A 13,556-nucleotide genomic window follows, 5' to 3' on the forward strand; every position below is an offset into this window, starting at 1 on the left:
GCCCGGCCGATGTTTTGGGCTGTAGGCTTGCCCTAACGCGTGTAGGAGCGAGCTTGCTCGCGAAAAACTAACGGCCGCCGCGTTTATTCAGGAAGCACGCGTTATCGTTGACGTTTTGCGCGAGCAAGCTGGCTCCTACAGCCGCTGGATAGTCACAGACCCCGCAGGCCCAGCCGGCCCCGGTTGCCCCTCCAACCCTGGCCGGCCCTTTTCGCCGCCGTCCGCGCGGTACACCAGGCAGCCCTTGGACTGCCCGCCCTTGCCGGGTTTACCTGCAACACCCGCCAGGCCTCCAGCCCCGCCATCGACCCAGACCTTGATCTGTTCAGCCGGGAATTCCTGTGGCAACTCCAGGCGTACCTGGGCGCCCGCTGCCCCTGGCCGGCCATCGCCGCCGTTATCGCCATTAAAGCCGCGCCCGGCTGAACCCCAGGTGCAACCCGGGTCCACGCCGTTGGCACCGTCCAGGCCCGCATATCCTTGGGCTCCAGCGCCACCACGGGCATCCACCGACAGCGCTTCGGCAGTCAGCGAGTTAATGCGCAAGGTCAGATCACGCCCAGCCTTGGCGGGTTTTTCGTGGGTGCCGGGGGCGCCCCGTGAAGTGATCTGGCTACCGTGCTCCAACTGCGCCTCGCGTACCTGCATTTGCAAGGCGGTATTGCCAGGCACAATGGTGATGCGTGCGTCGCGCCCCAAGTGCAGCTCATCCACCGTGACCTGGCTGATGGTGGCCGGAATCAGCAAGGTGCCGTAGTCCGCCACGTCCAGGCGCTCGAGCTGCAACACGCTGGTACTGCTGGGCAAGCGCATCAACGAGTTGGTTTCGACACTGACACTCTGGGCCAGGGCAACGGGGCTGACCAACAGGGCCAACAGAAAAACCTTACGCATCATGGGGCTCCTGAGTGTTTTCAAATTTTTCTTTGAGCGCACAGTAACGACTTCTACCGGCGATTTGCCAGTGAAGGATCAAAAAACTTCAATTCCACCTCGGTGGGTATCGACCGCCGCGCTCTAGGCCCACGCGCCCAGCCGCGCTAGTCTCTACGGTCTTGATGCGAGGATCTGCAATGACCGCTGGAATTTCTGCCCGTACGCCCCAACAAGCCTTGGCGGCCCTGCTGGACCTTCACAGGCCAAAACGCCTGTTGTTAGTGGGCGCCAGCCAATTTCCGGCGCTGGATGCCTTCCGGGCTGCGCACGCGGATACCGAGGTGTTCTATGCCGCGCCAGGGCCGTTGCCGGAAGACCTCGCCGTGCAGCGCTTTGACCTCGCGCTGGTGGTCGACTGCCTGGAGCACCTGTCCAAACCCCAGGGCCTGACCCTGCTCGGAGGCATCCGTAACCTCAACGCCAGCCGCATTGCCGTGCTGGTCGACCTGGGTGCCTGCGACTGGAAGGACACCGACTTTTTCTCCCTGGCCCTGCAAGCCGGCGAACGCTTCCAACGCGATGATCAGGTGCTGACGCTGTTTACCTATGATCTGCTTGACTATAAACAGGTGCCGGACTGGCTCAACGCCCGCTTCTGGGCCAACCCGGAAAACTTCGGAAAGTATTGGTGGTAACCCGATGAGTACATCCATTTGCCCGTGCGGCAGCGGCAATCTGCTGGATGCCTGCTGCGGCCATTATCACGCCGGCCACCCGGCCCCCTGCGCCAGCGCGTTGATGCGCTCGCGCTACAGCGCCTATGTGCTGGGCCTGGTCGATTACCTGGTCGCCACTACGCTGCCTGCGCAACAGGCCGGCCTGGACCGCGACGCCATTGCCGCCTGGAGTGCCCAGAGCACCTGGCTGGGCCTGGAGGTGGAAAGCTCCGAGGTATTCGGCGGCCAGCCTGAGCACGCCTTTGTCACCTTTACCGCGCGCTGGCATGACGCTGCCGGTGAACATAGTCACCGCGAGCAGTCTTCTTTCGTACAGAATGAAGGGCGCTGGTACTTCATCGATCCTACGGTAGAAGTGAAGGCCGGACGTAACGATGCCTGTTTGTGTGGCAGCGGGCAGAAATTCAAGAAGTGCTGTTCCAGCTACTTCTAATCACTCGACGGGGATAGCGCCATGCTTCGAATGTATAGCTTGATGCTGGCGTTGACCCTGGGCCTGACCGGCTGCGCGTCCTGGTTCGAAGACGACGCGCCGCCCCCTCACGTTTCCCTGGTCAAGGTCGAAGTGGTGCGGGCCAAGCTGCTGGAACAGAAATTCAAGCTGTACTTTCGCGTGGACAACCGCGACGACGCCGACCTGACCGTGCGCGGCCTGGTCTACAAGGTCAGCCTGGGCAATCTGGTGTTGACCGAAGGCGAGTCCAACGAGTGGCTGACCGTACCGCCACGCGGTCATAAATTCTTCAAGGTCTCGGTGCGCACCAACCTCTGGCCACAGGTGCGTGAGGTGGTGCAGATGCTGAAAAATCCCGACCGGCCCGTGCCTTATCGTTTAGAAGGCGAACTGAAAACCGGATTATTCATCGGTAATGACGTGCAGGTGGCACACAATGGCGAGATAATCCCCGGCGATTTTATTCCGGAGCAACATCGATGACACAGCAACCCCATGTCCATGGTCCTGACTGCAACCACGATCACGACCACCATGATCATGATCACGACCACGGCCATGTCCACGGCCCGAACTGCGGCCACGCTCATCAAGAGCCGGTGCGCAATGCATTGAAGGACGTCGGTCGCAACGATCCTTGCCCGTGCGGCAGCGAGAAGAAATTCAAGAAGTGCCACGGTGCTTAAACCGCACGAGTAGGAGCGAGCTTGCTCGCGAAAAACGTCAACGATAGCGCGCGTTTTCTGAGTAAACGCGGCGCCTATGGGTTTCTCGCGAGCAAGCTCGCTCCTACAAAACCTTAAGCCACCTCGATTGGTGGCTGTTTCAAGTTCTCACGCAATTGCCAAAACTCCCGCTTGCGTCGTTTCGCCGCGCTCACTAACGTAGCGCCTTTACTGACGCTACCCCCCGCAGGAGCTTTGCCATGGCCTCGCCAGCCCTCTTACATTTTCTTCCCCGGTTCGGCGTTGCCGCGGCAGTGGTCAGTGCCTTGGGCCTGGCCGGTTGCCAGCTCCAGAACACCCAGGACACCCTGCCGCCCGTTGCCGGCGTGCAGCCAATCAAGGGCCTGGCACAGAATGTGTCGGTGCGCCGCAATGCCCAAGGCATGCCGCTGATTGAAAGCAACACCTTCCACGACGCTTTGTTCAGCCTCGGTTACGTACACGCCAGCGACCGCATCACCCAGATGGTCACCCTGCGCCTGCTAGCCCAGGGCCGTCTGGCGGAAATGTCGGGGCCGCAAGTGCTGGACGTCGACCGTTTTATGCGGGCGGTCAACCTCAAGAAAAGCGCTGGCGAGTTGTACAACGCCTCATCGCCGCGCCTCAAACGCTTCTTTGAAGTGTATGCCCGAGGCGTCAACGCCTACCTGTTCCGTTATCGCGACAACTTGCCGACGGACCTGGCCCAGAGCGGCTACAAGCCCGAGTACTGGAAGCCGGAAGATTCGGCGCTGCTGTTCTGCCTGCTCAACTTCAGCCAGTCGAGCAATCTGCAGGAGGAGCTTTCGTCCCTGGTGCTGGCGCAAAAGGTCGGCGTCGACAAACTCGCCTGGCTCACCCCAAGCGCACCGGACGAACCCGTCCCGCTGGCCGAAGCCGACAAGCTCAAAGGCGTCAACCTGAACCAGATCACCGGCCTCGCCGGGCTGGAGACGGTGGGCCAGCAATTGCGCGACCTCAATGCCCTGGGCGTCACCACCTCAAGCAACTGGGCCATTGGCCCACAACGCAGCCGCAGCGGCAAAAGCCTGTTGGCCAACGATATCGCCGCTCAGCCACAAGCACCGTCGCCGTGGAACTACGTGCAGATTCGTGCGCCCAAATACCAGGCCGTCGGTGCTTCGATTGCCGGCCTGCCGACCCTGCTGGCGGGTTTCAACGGCAAAGTGGCGTGGAGCATGAGCGCGGTCAAGGGCGACACCCAGGACCTGTTCCTGGAGAAGGTCAAACGCCAGGGCAGTGCGCTGTACTACGAGAACAACGGCAAATGGCTGCCGGCCGGCGTGCGCAACGAAACCTTCTTCATCAAGGGCCAGCGCTCGATTCGCGAAGTGGTGTACGAAACCCGCCACGGCGCTCTGCTCAACAGCAGCCAGGCGCTCACCAGCGGTCTTGGCCTGGCCTTGCAAACCGCCGACTTCAAGGACGACAAGAGCCTGGATGCGTTCTTCGACCTGTCCCGCGCACAAAACGCCGGCAAGGCCTCGGATGCTACCCGCGAGATTCGCGCCATCGGCCTGAACATGATCTTCGCCGACGCCAGCAACATCGGCTGGCAGGTCACCGGCCGTTTCCCCAACCGCCGCGAAGGCGAAGGCCTGTTGCCATCGCCGGGCTGGGACACGCGCTTTGACTGGGACGGCTACGCCGACGCGATGTTGCACCCGTACGACCAGGACCCGGCCCAAGGCTGGATCGGCACCGCCAACCAGCGTACCGCGCCACGTGGCTACGGCATGCAACTGTCCAACGCCTGGGATGCACCGGAGCGCAGCGAGCGCCTGGCGCAACTGGCCAACGCCGGCAAGCATGACAGCCGCAGCCTGATCGCCATGCAATACGACCAGACCACCCTCTTCGCCGCCAAGCTCAAGAACATGTTCCAGGCACCCGGCATGGCCCAGCCGCTCAAGCAGGCCATCGAGGCCCTGCCGACAGCGGAACGTGCCAAGGCCCGCGAAGCACTGGAGCGCCTGATGACTTTCGATGGTCGGCTGGCAACCACCTCGGCTGACGCGGCAATCTACGAACTGTTCCTGCAGGAAAGCGCCCGGCAGATCTTCCTGGACAAACTCGGCCCGGAAAACAGCGCCAGTTGGAAAGCCTTCGCCAGCAACGCCAGCCTGTCCTACTCGGCCATCGCCGACCACCTGCTGGGCCGTGAAGACAGCCCATTCTGGGATGACACGCGTACACCGCAAATAGAAGACAAACCCGCGATCCTGGCTCGCACCCTGGCCGCCGCCATCACTACTGGCGACAGCCAACTGGGCGCCGACCACAAGGCCTGGCAGTGGGGCAAGTTGCACAGCACCACCTGGAAAAATACCAGCGGCCAGGTCATCCGCGGCCCCTTTGCCAGCGGTGGCGACCACAACACCTTGAACCCGGCGCCGTATAGCTGGGGCCAGGATTTCAACGCGACCCAGGTGTCGGCGCTGCGCATGATCATCGACTTCGGCCAAGTGGAACCGATGATGGGCCAGGGCGGCATCGGCCAATCCGGCAACCCGGCCAGCCCGAACTATGCCAATGGCATCGACCCGTCGCTGAAGGCGCAATACCTGAGCTTTCCGATGCAGCCGCAGAACTTTGAAAAGGTGTACGGCAAGACAAGGTTGACCCTGACGCCTGGTAAGTAACCGGGCTTCCCTGACGAAACTGGATAACGCTGTGGGAGCTGGCTTGCCTCAATGCCAGTCAGTTAAGGGCTTTTTGTAGGAGCGAGCTTGCTCGCGAAAAACTCACAGGCGCCGCTTTCATTCAGCAAGCACGCGTTATCGTTGACGATTTTCGCGAGCAAGCTCGCTCCTACAGTCGGCGATGACCGCTTGACTGACTGGCATTGTGGCTTGCCTGCGATAGCAGCCGACGGTAACCACGATGCGAAGCGAGCCGCTCTTGATCTTGCTCTTGATCTGCTTTTGATCTTGATCTTAGGCGCCCCGTCAAACCACGCTGGCCGGAATTCGACAGTGATTTGGGGGGTAAACCGGCAGGGATGCCGGTTTAGCCGCCCCGCGCCATGGATGGCGCGTGGCGGCGGCCCCCCAAATCACTGGCGGATTACGGGCACACCGAGCCCAAGCGAGGTGCCGAGTGGTGGGGCAAGAGCCTTTTTGGTTACTTTTGGCTGGGCCGGCATTCCGGGCTCTTTTCCAAAAGTGACCCGCTGTAAAAGCGGAACCCTAAGTGGCCGTTACCGCAGAAATGGATATGTACACAGATAACAGCTTCGGCTGTCAGGCCGCCATCGCAGGCAAGCCAGCTCCCACAGTTGGATGGTCGGGTGTCAGGTAGATAGGTGTCGGCTTTCAGGCCGGCATTGAAGGCAAGCCCACCTTTGCACCACCTGCATTCAGATAGAACTTCTGCACCCAGCCCCACCTCATAAGTAACAAGCCCACCGCCCCGGCAACCCCATGGATCTTGTCATCGCCCGCCCCGAAGGCCTCTACTGCCCTGCCGGTGATTTTTATATCGACCCCTGGCGCCCAGTGGAACGTGCGGTCATCACCCACGCCCACGGCGACCACGCCCGCACCGGGAATCAACACTACCTGGCCGCCGCCCCCGGCGAAGGTATCCTGCGCTGGCGCCTGGGCCAGGACATTAACCTGCAAACCCTGGCCTACGGTGAACGGTTGGTGCATCACGGCGTGACTTTGAGTTTCCATCCCGCCGGGCATGTACTGGGCTCGGCCCAGGTACGCCTGGAATACCAGGGCGAAGTCTGGGTGGCGTCCGGCGACTACAAGGTCGAACCCGATGGTACCTGCGCGCCCTTCGAACCGGTGCGTTGCCACACCTTTATCACCGAATCCACCTTCGGCCTGCCGATTTACCGCTGGCAGCCCCAGGCGCAGATTTTTGCCGGGATCAATGACTGGTGGCAGGCCAATATCGCCAGCGGCAAAGCCAGCGTGTTGTTCTGCTACTCCTTCGGCAAGGCCCAACGCATCCTCCATGGGCTGGACGCCAGCATCGGCCCGATCCTCAGCCACGGCGCGGTCGAACCGTTGAACCGGGTGTACCGCGAAGCGGGCATCTACATCCCCGAGACGCTGTATGCCGGCGACTTCAAAAAGACCGACCCACTGCTGCGCCAAGCCCTGATCATCGCACCGCCCTCCGCCGGAGGCAGTACCTGGATGCGCCGCTTTGGCGACTACAGCGACGCCTTCGCCAGCGGCTGGATGCGCTTGCGTGGTACCAGACGGCGACGCGGTGTGGACCGTGGCTTCGTGCTCTCGGACCACGCCGATTGGCCCGGCTTGTTGTGGGCCATCGAACAAACCGGGGCACAACGGGTGATGGTCACCCATGGTTCGGTCGGTGTGTTGGTACGCCACCTGCGGGAAAAGGGCTTGGATGCCCAAGGCTTCAGCACCGAATACGGCGATGACGAAGAAGAGGCTACTGCATGAAAGCCTTCGCCGAGCTGTACGCCAACCTCGACGCCACCACTTCCAGCAATGCCAAGCTTGCGGCCCTGCAAGCCTACTTCCTGCAGGCGCCGCCAGCCGATGCGGCCTGGGCGGTGTACTTTCTTAGCGGCGGGAGACCACGACAGCTGGCGCCGACGCGCCTGCTACGGGACATGGCCACCGAAGCGGCAGGTATCGAACCCTGGCTGTTCGAAGAGAGCTACCAGTCCGTAGGTGACTTGGCCGAGACCATCTCCCTGCTCCTGCCAGAATCCACCTACACATCCGAAGACGGCCTGGCCGTGTGGCTGGAAGAAAAACTGCTGCCCCTGCGCGGTCTGCCACCCTTGGACCTTGCAGACCGGCTGCCGGCGCTGTGGGCGCAACTGGACCAACCGAGCCTGATGGTGTGCATCAAATTGATCACCGGCAGCTTCCGGGTCGGGGTATCCAAACTTCTGGTGACCCGCGCCCTCGCCGCCATGGCCGATCTCGACAGCAAACGCGTGGCGCAGCGGCTAGTGGGCTACACCGATTTGTCGAACCGTCCCACAGCCGAGGGCTATCTCAAGCTGATCGCCGCCGAATCGTCTGACGAGCACGCGCAACGTGGCGGGCAACCCTATCCGTTTTTTCTGGCTCACGGGCTGGCGCAACCGGTGGAGCAATTCGACACCCTGCTCGGTTCACCCGCCGATTGGCAGGTGGAATGGAAGTTTGATGGCATTCGCGCACAACTGGTCAAGCGCGAGGGCCGCCTGTGGGTCTGGTCTCGCGGGGAAGAGTTGCTGACTGAACGTTTCCCTGAACTCCACAGCCTGGTCAGTGGCCTGCCCGACGGTACGGTGATCGATGGCGAAATCGTGGTGTGGAAAGACTCGGTGCAACCCTTCGCGCTGCTGCAACAGCGCATTGGCCGCAAGACCCTGAGTAAAAAAGTCCTTGAGGATGCGCCAGTGGCCGTGCTCGCCTACGACTTGCTGGAGTATCAGGGCGACGACTGGCGCAACCACACCCAAGCCGAACGCCGTACCCAATTGGAACAGGTCATCGCTGCGTGCAACCAACCGGTGTTATTGCCCTCGCCCTTGCTGGAAGGCAAGACCTGGGCAGCCTTGGCCGAGCAGCGCGAAGCCTCTCGCAGCCTGGGCGTGGAAGGCATGATGCTCAAGGATCGCAACGGCCTCTACGGCGTGGGCCGCACCAAGGACATGGGCCTGTGGTGGAAGTGGAAGGTCGATCCCTTCAGCGTCGACGCCGTGTTGATCTACGCCCAGCGCGGCCATGGCCGGCGCGCCAGCCTCTACAGCGACTACACCTTCGCGGTATGGGACGGCCCGCCAGGCAGCGAGCGCACTCTGGTGCCGTTCGCCAAGGCGTATTCCGGGCTGACCGACGAGGAAATGCGCAAGGTCGACGCCATTGTGCGCAAAACCACAGTGGAGAAGTTCGGCCCGGTCAGCAGCGTGACGCCGAGCATGGTGTTTGAGCTGGGTTTTGAAGGGATTGCTCTGTCCAAGCGGCACAAGAGCGGGATTGCGGTGCGGTTTCCGCGAATGCTGCGCTGGCGCCAGGACAAGGCGGTGGATGAAGCGGACAACCTGGCCACGCTACAAGACCTGTTGGCCTGATCCGGCCCCTTGTAGGAGCTGGCTTACCTGCGATAGCGGTGAGTCAGTTACCCATAGAACGACTGACCCACCGCTATCGCAGGCAAGCCAGCTCCCACCTTCTTGATAAGTGACAGCTCCAGAATGGTGCACTGGAAATTTCATGCCCATTTTTGAGCGCCGCCTACACTTGGAACTGCCTTATCCCACCGTTTAAAAAGCCCATCCGGAACTATGGTGCAGAAATTGCTACTTGTGATGGGTCTGACACCGTTCAGTAACAGTCCTAATCGCGCCACAAGCGCTTATCTTGGTTTCCAGGGATTACATAATGAAAAAAGCATTGCTGACCCTTTCTGCACTGGCTCTGTGCATGGCTGCTGGTGTTGCTACAGCCAAGGAATACAAGGAATTGCGTTTTGGTGTCGACCCTTCCTACGCACCGTTCGAATCCAAGGCCGCCGACGGCAGCCTGGTGGGCTTCGATATCGACCTGGGCAATGCGATCTGCGCGGAGCTGAAGGTCAAGTGCAAGTGGGTCGAAAGTGACTTCGACGGAATGATCCCGGGCCTGAAAGCCAATAAATTCGATGGCGTGATCTCGTCGATGACCGTGACCCCAGTGCGCGAGAAGGCGATCGACTTCTCCTCTGAGCTGTTCTCCGGCCCGACTTCGCTGGTGTTCAAGAAAGGCGCTGGCTATTCGACGCCAGAATCTCTCAAAGGCAAATCCGTGGGTTACGAGCAAGGCACCATCCAGGAAGCCTACGCCAAGGCCGTACTGGATAAAGCCGGGGTGACCACCAAGGCTTACGCTAACCAGGACCAGGTGTACGCCGATCTGACCTCCGGGCGCCTTGACGCTTCCGTGCAGGACATGCTCCAAGCCGAACTGGGCTTTCTCAAGTCGCCAGCCGGTGCTGGCTATGAAGTGAGCGCAGCTATCGACGACCCACTGCTGCCGTCGAAAACCGCTATCGGTATCAAAAAAGGTAACACTGAACTCAAGGCGCTTTTGGATAAAGGTATCAAAGCGTTACACGATGATGGCACCTACGCCACTATCCAGAAGAAACACTTTGGCGATCTGAACCTGTACAGCGGCAAATAATGCCTGGGGCGCCCTACTTCGGGTGGGGCGCTTTTTTATCGCCATAGGTCCTGATTTATGTTCGAAGATCTGTTGCAAACCCTCGGGCTGAGCGCATTCAGCCTGAAGGGTTTCGGCCCGCTGTTGCTGCAAGGCACCTGGATGACCATCAAGTTGTCGGTGCTGTCCCTGGCCGTCAGCGTATTGCTGGGCCTGCTCGGCGCCAGCGCCAAACTGTCCAGCCTGGCCATTGTGCGTATCCCCGCCCAGCTCTATACCACTCTGATTCGCGGTGTGCCGGACCTGGTACTGATGCTGTTGATTTTCTACAGCCTGCAAACCTGGCTCAGTGGCTTTACCGACTTTATGGAATGGGAATACATCGAGATCGACCCGTTCAGCGCCGGGGTGATCACCCTGGGCTTTATCTACGGTGCGTATTTCACCGAAACCTTTCGCGGTGCGATCCTCGCCGTGCCCCGCGGCCAACTCGAAGCCGCCACCGCTTACGGGCTCAAGCGCGGGCAGCGGTTTCGCTACGTGACCTTCCCGCAGATGATGCGCTTTGCGCTGCCGGGCATCGGCAATAACTGGATGGTGATGCTCAAGGCCACCGCACTGGTGTCGATCATCGGCCTCGCAGACTTGGTAAAAGCCGCCCAGGACGCTGGCAAGAGCACCTATAAACTGTTTTATTTCCTGGTGCTGGCCGCGCTGATCTACCTGTTGATCACCAGCGCCTCCAACTTTGTTTTGCGCCGACTTGAACGTCGCTACTCCGCAGGCGCCCGGGAGGCAGTGCGATGATTGAGCTATTGCAAGAATACTGGCGCCCCTTTCTTTACAGCGACGGCCAGCACATCACCGGTCTGGCCATGACCTTGTGGCTGCTCAGCGCCTCACTGGTCATTGGTTTTCTGGTATCGATTCCACTGTCTATCGCCCGCGTTTCGCGCAAGCGCCTGGTGCGTTGGCCCGTGCAGTTCTACACCTACCTGTTTCGTGGTACGCCGCTCTATATCCAATTGCTGATCTGCTACACCGGCATCTACAGCCTTGCCGCCGTACGAGCACAACCGGTGCTGGATGCGTTCTTTCGCGACGCGATGAACTGCACCCTGCTCGCCTTCGCCCTCAACACTTGCGCCTACACCACGGAGATTTTCGCCGGGGCAATCCGCAGCATGGCCCACGGCGAAGTCGAGGCGGCCAAGGCTTATGGCCTAAGCGGCTGGAAGCTGTACGCCTACGTGATCATGCCTTCCGCGTTGCGACGCTCGTTGCCCTACTACAGCAACGAAGTGATCCTGATGCTGCACTCGACCACCGTGGCCTTTACCGCGACGATCCCGGATATCCTCAAAGTGGCGCGGGATGCCAACTCCGCCACCTTCATGACCTTCCAGTCATTCGGCATTGCCGCACTGATCTATCTGACGGTGACCTTTGCCCTGGTCGGCCTGTTTCGCCTGGCGGAACGCCGTTGGCTGGCCTTTCTCGGGCCGAGCCACTAAGGAGTTTGCATGCGCCACCAGCTACATGATCTGATCGCGCCGGTGCCCGGCACGGCGCGGCAGATCCACAGTTTTCACTTCGGCCCGCAGCAGCCCGAAGGCAAGGTGTACATCCAGTCCTCCCTGCATGCCGATGAATTGCCAGGCATGCTGGTGGCCTGGCATTTAAAGGCGCGCCTGGCAGAACTTGAAGCGACCGGGCGCTTGCGCAGCGAAATCGTGCTGGTGCCCGTCGCCAACCCGGTGGGCCTGGAACAGGTATTGATGGATATCCCCTTGGGCCGCTACGAACTGGAAAGCGGGCAGAACTTCAATCGCCTGTTTGTCGACCTCAGCGAAGACGTCGGTAACCAGGTCGAAGACCTGCTGGGCGATGATCCGCAGCGCAATGCCCAATTGATCCGCAGCGCACTGTTCCACGCCCTGGCCGCGCACACCGCCCAGACCCAGTTGCACTCCCAACGCCTGGTGCTGCAACGCCTGGCCTGTGATGCCGACGTGGTGCTGGACCTGCATTGCGACTTCGAAGCCGTGGCGCACCTGTACACCACGCCCGAAGCCTGGCCACAGGTAGAACCGTTGGCGCGCTACCTGGGCTCGGAGGCCAACCTGTTGGCCACCGATTCCGGTGGGCAGTCTTTTGACGAGTGTTTCACCCTGCTGTGGTGGCAGTTGCAGCAACGCTTCGGCGAACGCTACCCGATCCCCATGGGCAGCTTGTCGGTGACCGTCGAGCTGCGTGGCCAGGGCGATGTCAACCACGGCCTCGCCGCGCTGGACTGCCAGGCCATCATTGATTATTTGATCCACTTCGGCGCCATTCGCGGCGATGCAGCCCCCTTGCCTGCCCTGGCCTACCCGGCTACGCCGTTGGCGGCGGTGGAGCCAGTGACGACTACGGTGGGTGGCTTGCTCGTGTTCAGCGCCCTGCCGGGGGAATACCTGGAGGCGGGGCAATTGGTCGCTGAAATCATCGACCCCATTACCGACCGCGTGACGCCTGTGCACTGCCAGCACGCCGGGCTGCTTTACGCCCGTTCGCTACGCCGCATGGCCACGGCCGGCATGGTGATCTGCCATGTTGCCGGCACACAGGCCTACCGCAGCGGTTATCTACTTTCGCCTTGAGGATGCATGCCACATGTACAAACTGACCGTTGAAGGCCTGCACAAAAGCTATGGCGACAATCAAGTGCTCAAAGGTGTGTCGCTCAAGGCCAAGACCGGGGATGTGATCAGCCTGATCGGCGCCAGTGGCTCAGGCAAGAGTACCTTCCTGCGCTGTATCAACTTTTTGGAAACCCCCAACGATGGCGCCATGACCCTGGACGGCCAGGCGATTCGCATGGTCAGCGACCGCCATGGCATGCGCGTAGCCGACGACGCCGAGTTGCAACGCTTGCGCACGCGGCTGGCGATGGTGTTCCAGCACTTCAATTTGTGGAGCCACATGAGCGTGCTGGAAAACATCACCATGGCCCCGCGCCGCGTGCTGGGTTGCAGTAAAAAGGACGCCGAAGACCGTGCCCGCCGCTACCTGGACAAAGTCGGGCTGCCGGCGCGCGTGGCTGATCAATACCCGGCGTTCCTCTCCGGCGGCCAGCAGCAGCGTGTCGCCATCGCCCGCGCCCTGGCCATGGAGCCGGAGGTGATGCTGTTCGATGAACCCACGTCTGCGCTGGACCCGGAGTTGGTGGGCGAAGTTTTGAAGGTGATCCAGGGCCTGGCCGAGGAAGGCCGCACCATGATTATGGTGACCCACGAGATGAGCTTTGCGCGCAAGGTTTCAAGCCAGGTGCTGTTCCTGCATCAGGGTCTGGTGGAGGAGCAGGGCTTGCCGGAGGATGTGCTGGGCAATCCGAAAAGCGAACGCCTGCAACAGTTTCTGAGTGGCAATTTGAAGTAGGAGCGAGCTTGCTGTGGCGAGGGAGCTTGCTCCCGCTGGGGCGCGAAGCGGCCCCCGCTCTTTGCTCAAAAAGACTGGGACTGTTACGCAGTCCAGCGGGAGCAAGCTCCCTCGCCACAGGGCAGCGCTTCTGCTTGACTGAATGGCATTAGGCAGTTGAACGTCGGCGCTGCCTCAGGGGTCTTTGAACTAACCCCTCCAGAGCGTCCGCTGCCGA

General features: G+C 61.1%; 13 protein-coding genes. 12 read left to right on the forward strand and 1 reads right to left on the reverse strand.

Features of this window, described 5'->3' with window-relative positions; genetic code table 11:
• Window positions 1-135: 135 nt before the first annotated feature.
• A complete protein-coding gene (locus GIW79_RS18265; protein ID WP_034125938.1) occupies window positions 136-894 on the reverse strand; it encodes a hypothetical protein in 759 nt (252 codons plus the stop codon).
• A 179-nt stretch (window positions 895-1,073) separates the two neighbouring features.
• Between GIW79_RS18265 and GIW79_RS18270 the strand changes: the two genes are divergently transcribed.
• The 12 genes from GIW79_RS18270 (at window position 1,074) to GIW79_RS18325 (ending at window position 13,339) form a co-directional block, all read left to right on the forward strand.
• On the forward strand, window positions 1,074-1,571 hold the full coding sequence (locus tag GIW79_RS18270; RefSeq protein WP_034125937.1) for a DUF6231 family protein: 498 nt from the start codon (window positions 1,074-1,076) through the stop codon (window positions 1,569-1,571).
• Window positions 1,572-1,575: 4 nt separating this feature from the next.
• Entirely contained in the window at window positions 1,576-2,046 is a 471-nt protein-coding gene (locus tag GIW79_RS18275) for a YchJ family protein (protein ID WP_034125936.1), read from the forward strand.
• A gap of 21 nt (window positions 2,047-2,067) precedes the next feature.
• Window positions 2,068-2,550: an LEA type 2 family protein gene (locus tag GIW79_RS18280; protein ID WP_054897983.1), complete on the forward strand. Its 483-nt coding sequence runs from the start codon at window positions 2,068-2,070 to the stop codon at window positions 2,548-2,550.
• Window positions 2,547-2,753 (forward strand): SEC-C metal-binding domain-containing protein, encoded by a 207-nt coding sequence (locus GIW79_RS18285; RefSeq protein ID WP_057975615.1) that lies wholly within the window; start codon window positions 2,547-2,549, stop codon window positions 2,751-2,753. The genes GIW79_RS18280 and GIW79_RS18285 overlap by 4 nt, the downstream gene beginning before the upstream one ends.
• Before the next feature lie 239 nt (window positions 2,754-2,992).
• On the forward strand, window positions 2,993-5,434 hold the full coding sequence (locus GIW79_RS18290) for a penicillin acylase family protein (RefSeq protein WP_054897984.1): 2,442 nt from the start codon (window positions 2,993-2,995) through the stop codon (window positions 5,432-5,434).
• A gap of 780 nt (window positions 5,435-6,214) precedes the next feature.
• On the forward strand, window positions 6,215-7,219 hold the full coding sequence (locus GIW79_RS18295) for a ligase-associated DNA damage response exonuclease (RefSeq protein WP_054897985.1): 1,005 nt from the start codon (window positions 6,215-6,217) through the stop codon (window positions 7,217-7,219).
• Window positions 7,216-8,850: an ATP-dependent DNA ligase gene (locus tag GIW79_RS18300; protein WP_236453911.1), complete on the forward strand. Its 1,635-nt coding sequence runs from the start codon at window positions 7,216-7,218 to the stop codon at window positions 8,848-8,850. Before GIW79_RS18295 ends, GIW79_RS18300 begins: the two co-directional genes overlap by 4 nt.
• Window positions 8,851-9,160: 310 nt before the next feature.
• On the forward strand, window positions 9,161-9,940 hold the full coding sequence (locus GIW79_RS18305; protein WP_014717255.1) for a transporter substrate-binding domain-containing protein: 780 nt from the start codon (window positions 9,161-9,163) through the stop codon (window positions 9,938-9,940).
• 57 nt (window positions 9,941-9,997) lie between these two features.
• Window positions 9,998-10,726 carry an ABC transporter permease gene (locus tag GIW79_RS18310; RefSeq protein WP_236453908.1) on the forward strand — a complete coding sequence of 243 codons (729 nt, stop codon included), beginning with the start codon at window positions 9,998-10,000 and terminating at the stop codon, window positions 10,724-10,726.
• Window positions 10,723-11,433, forward strand: a complete 711-nt coding sequence (locus GIW79_RS18315; RefSeq protein WP_003189226.1) for an ABC transporter permease — start codon at window positions 10,723-10,725, stop codon at window positions 11,431-11,433. The genes GIW79_RS18310 and GIW79_RS18315 overlap by 4 nt, the downstream gene beginning before the upstream one ends.
• Window positions 11,434-11,442: 9 nt before the next feature.
• Entirely contained in the window at window positions 11,443-12,561 is a 1,119-nt protein-coding gene (locus tag GIW79_RS18320; RefSeq protein ID WP_054897987.1) for a succinylglutamate desuccinylase/aspartoacylase family protein, read from the forward strand.
• A gap of 13 nt (window positions 12,562-12,574) precedes the next feature.
• Entirely contained in the window at window positions 12,575-13,339 is a 765-nt protein-coding gene (locus GIW79_RS18325) for an ABC transporter ATP-binding protein (RefSeq protein ID WP_034126849.1), read from the forward strand.
• Window positions 13,340-13,556: the final 217 nt, after the last annotated feature.

The sequence above is a fragment of the Pseudomonas sp. PA-7-1E genome, assembly GCF_021605325.1.
Classification (GTDB): Bacteria; Pseudomonadota; Gammaproteobacteria; order Pseudomonadales; family Pseudomonadaceae; genus Aquipseudomonas; species Aquipseudomonas fluorescens_BV.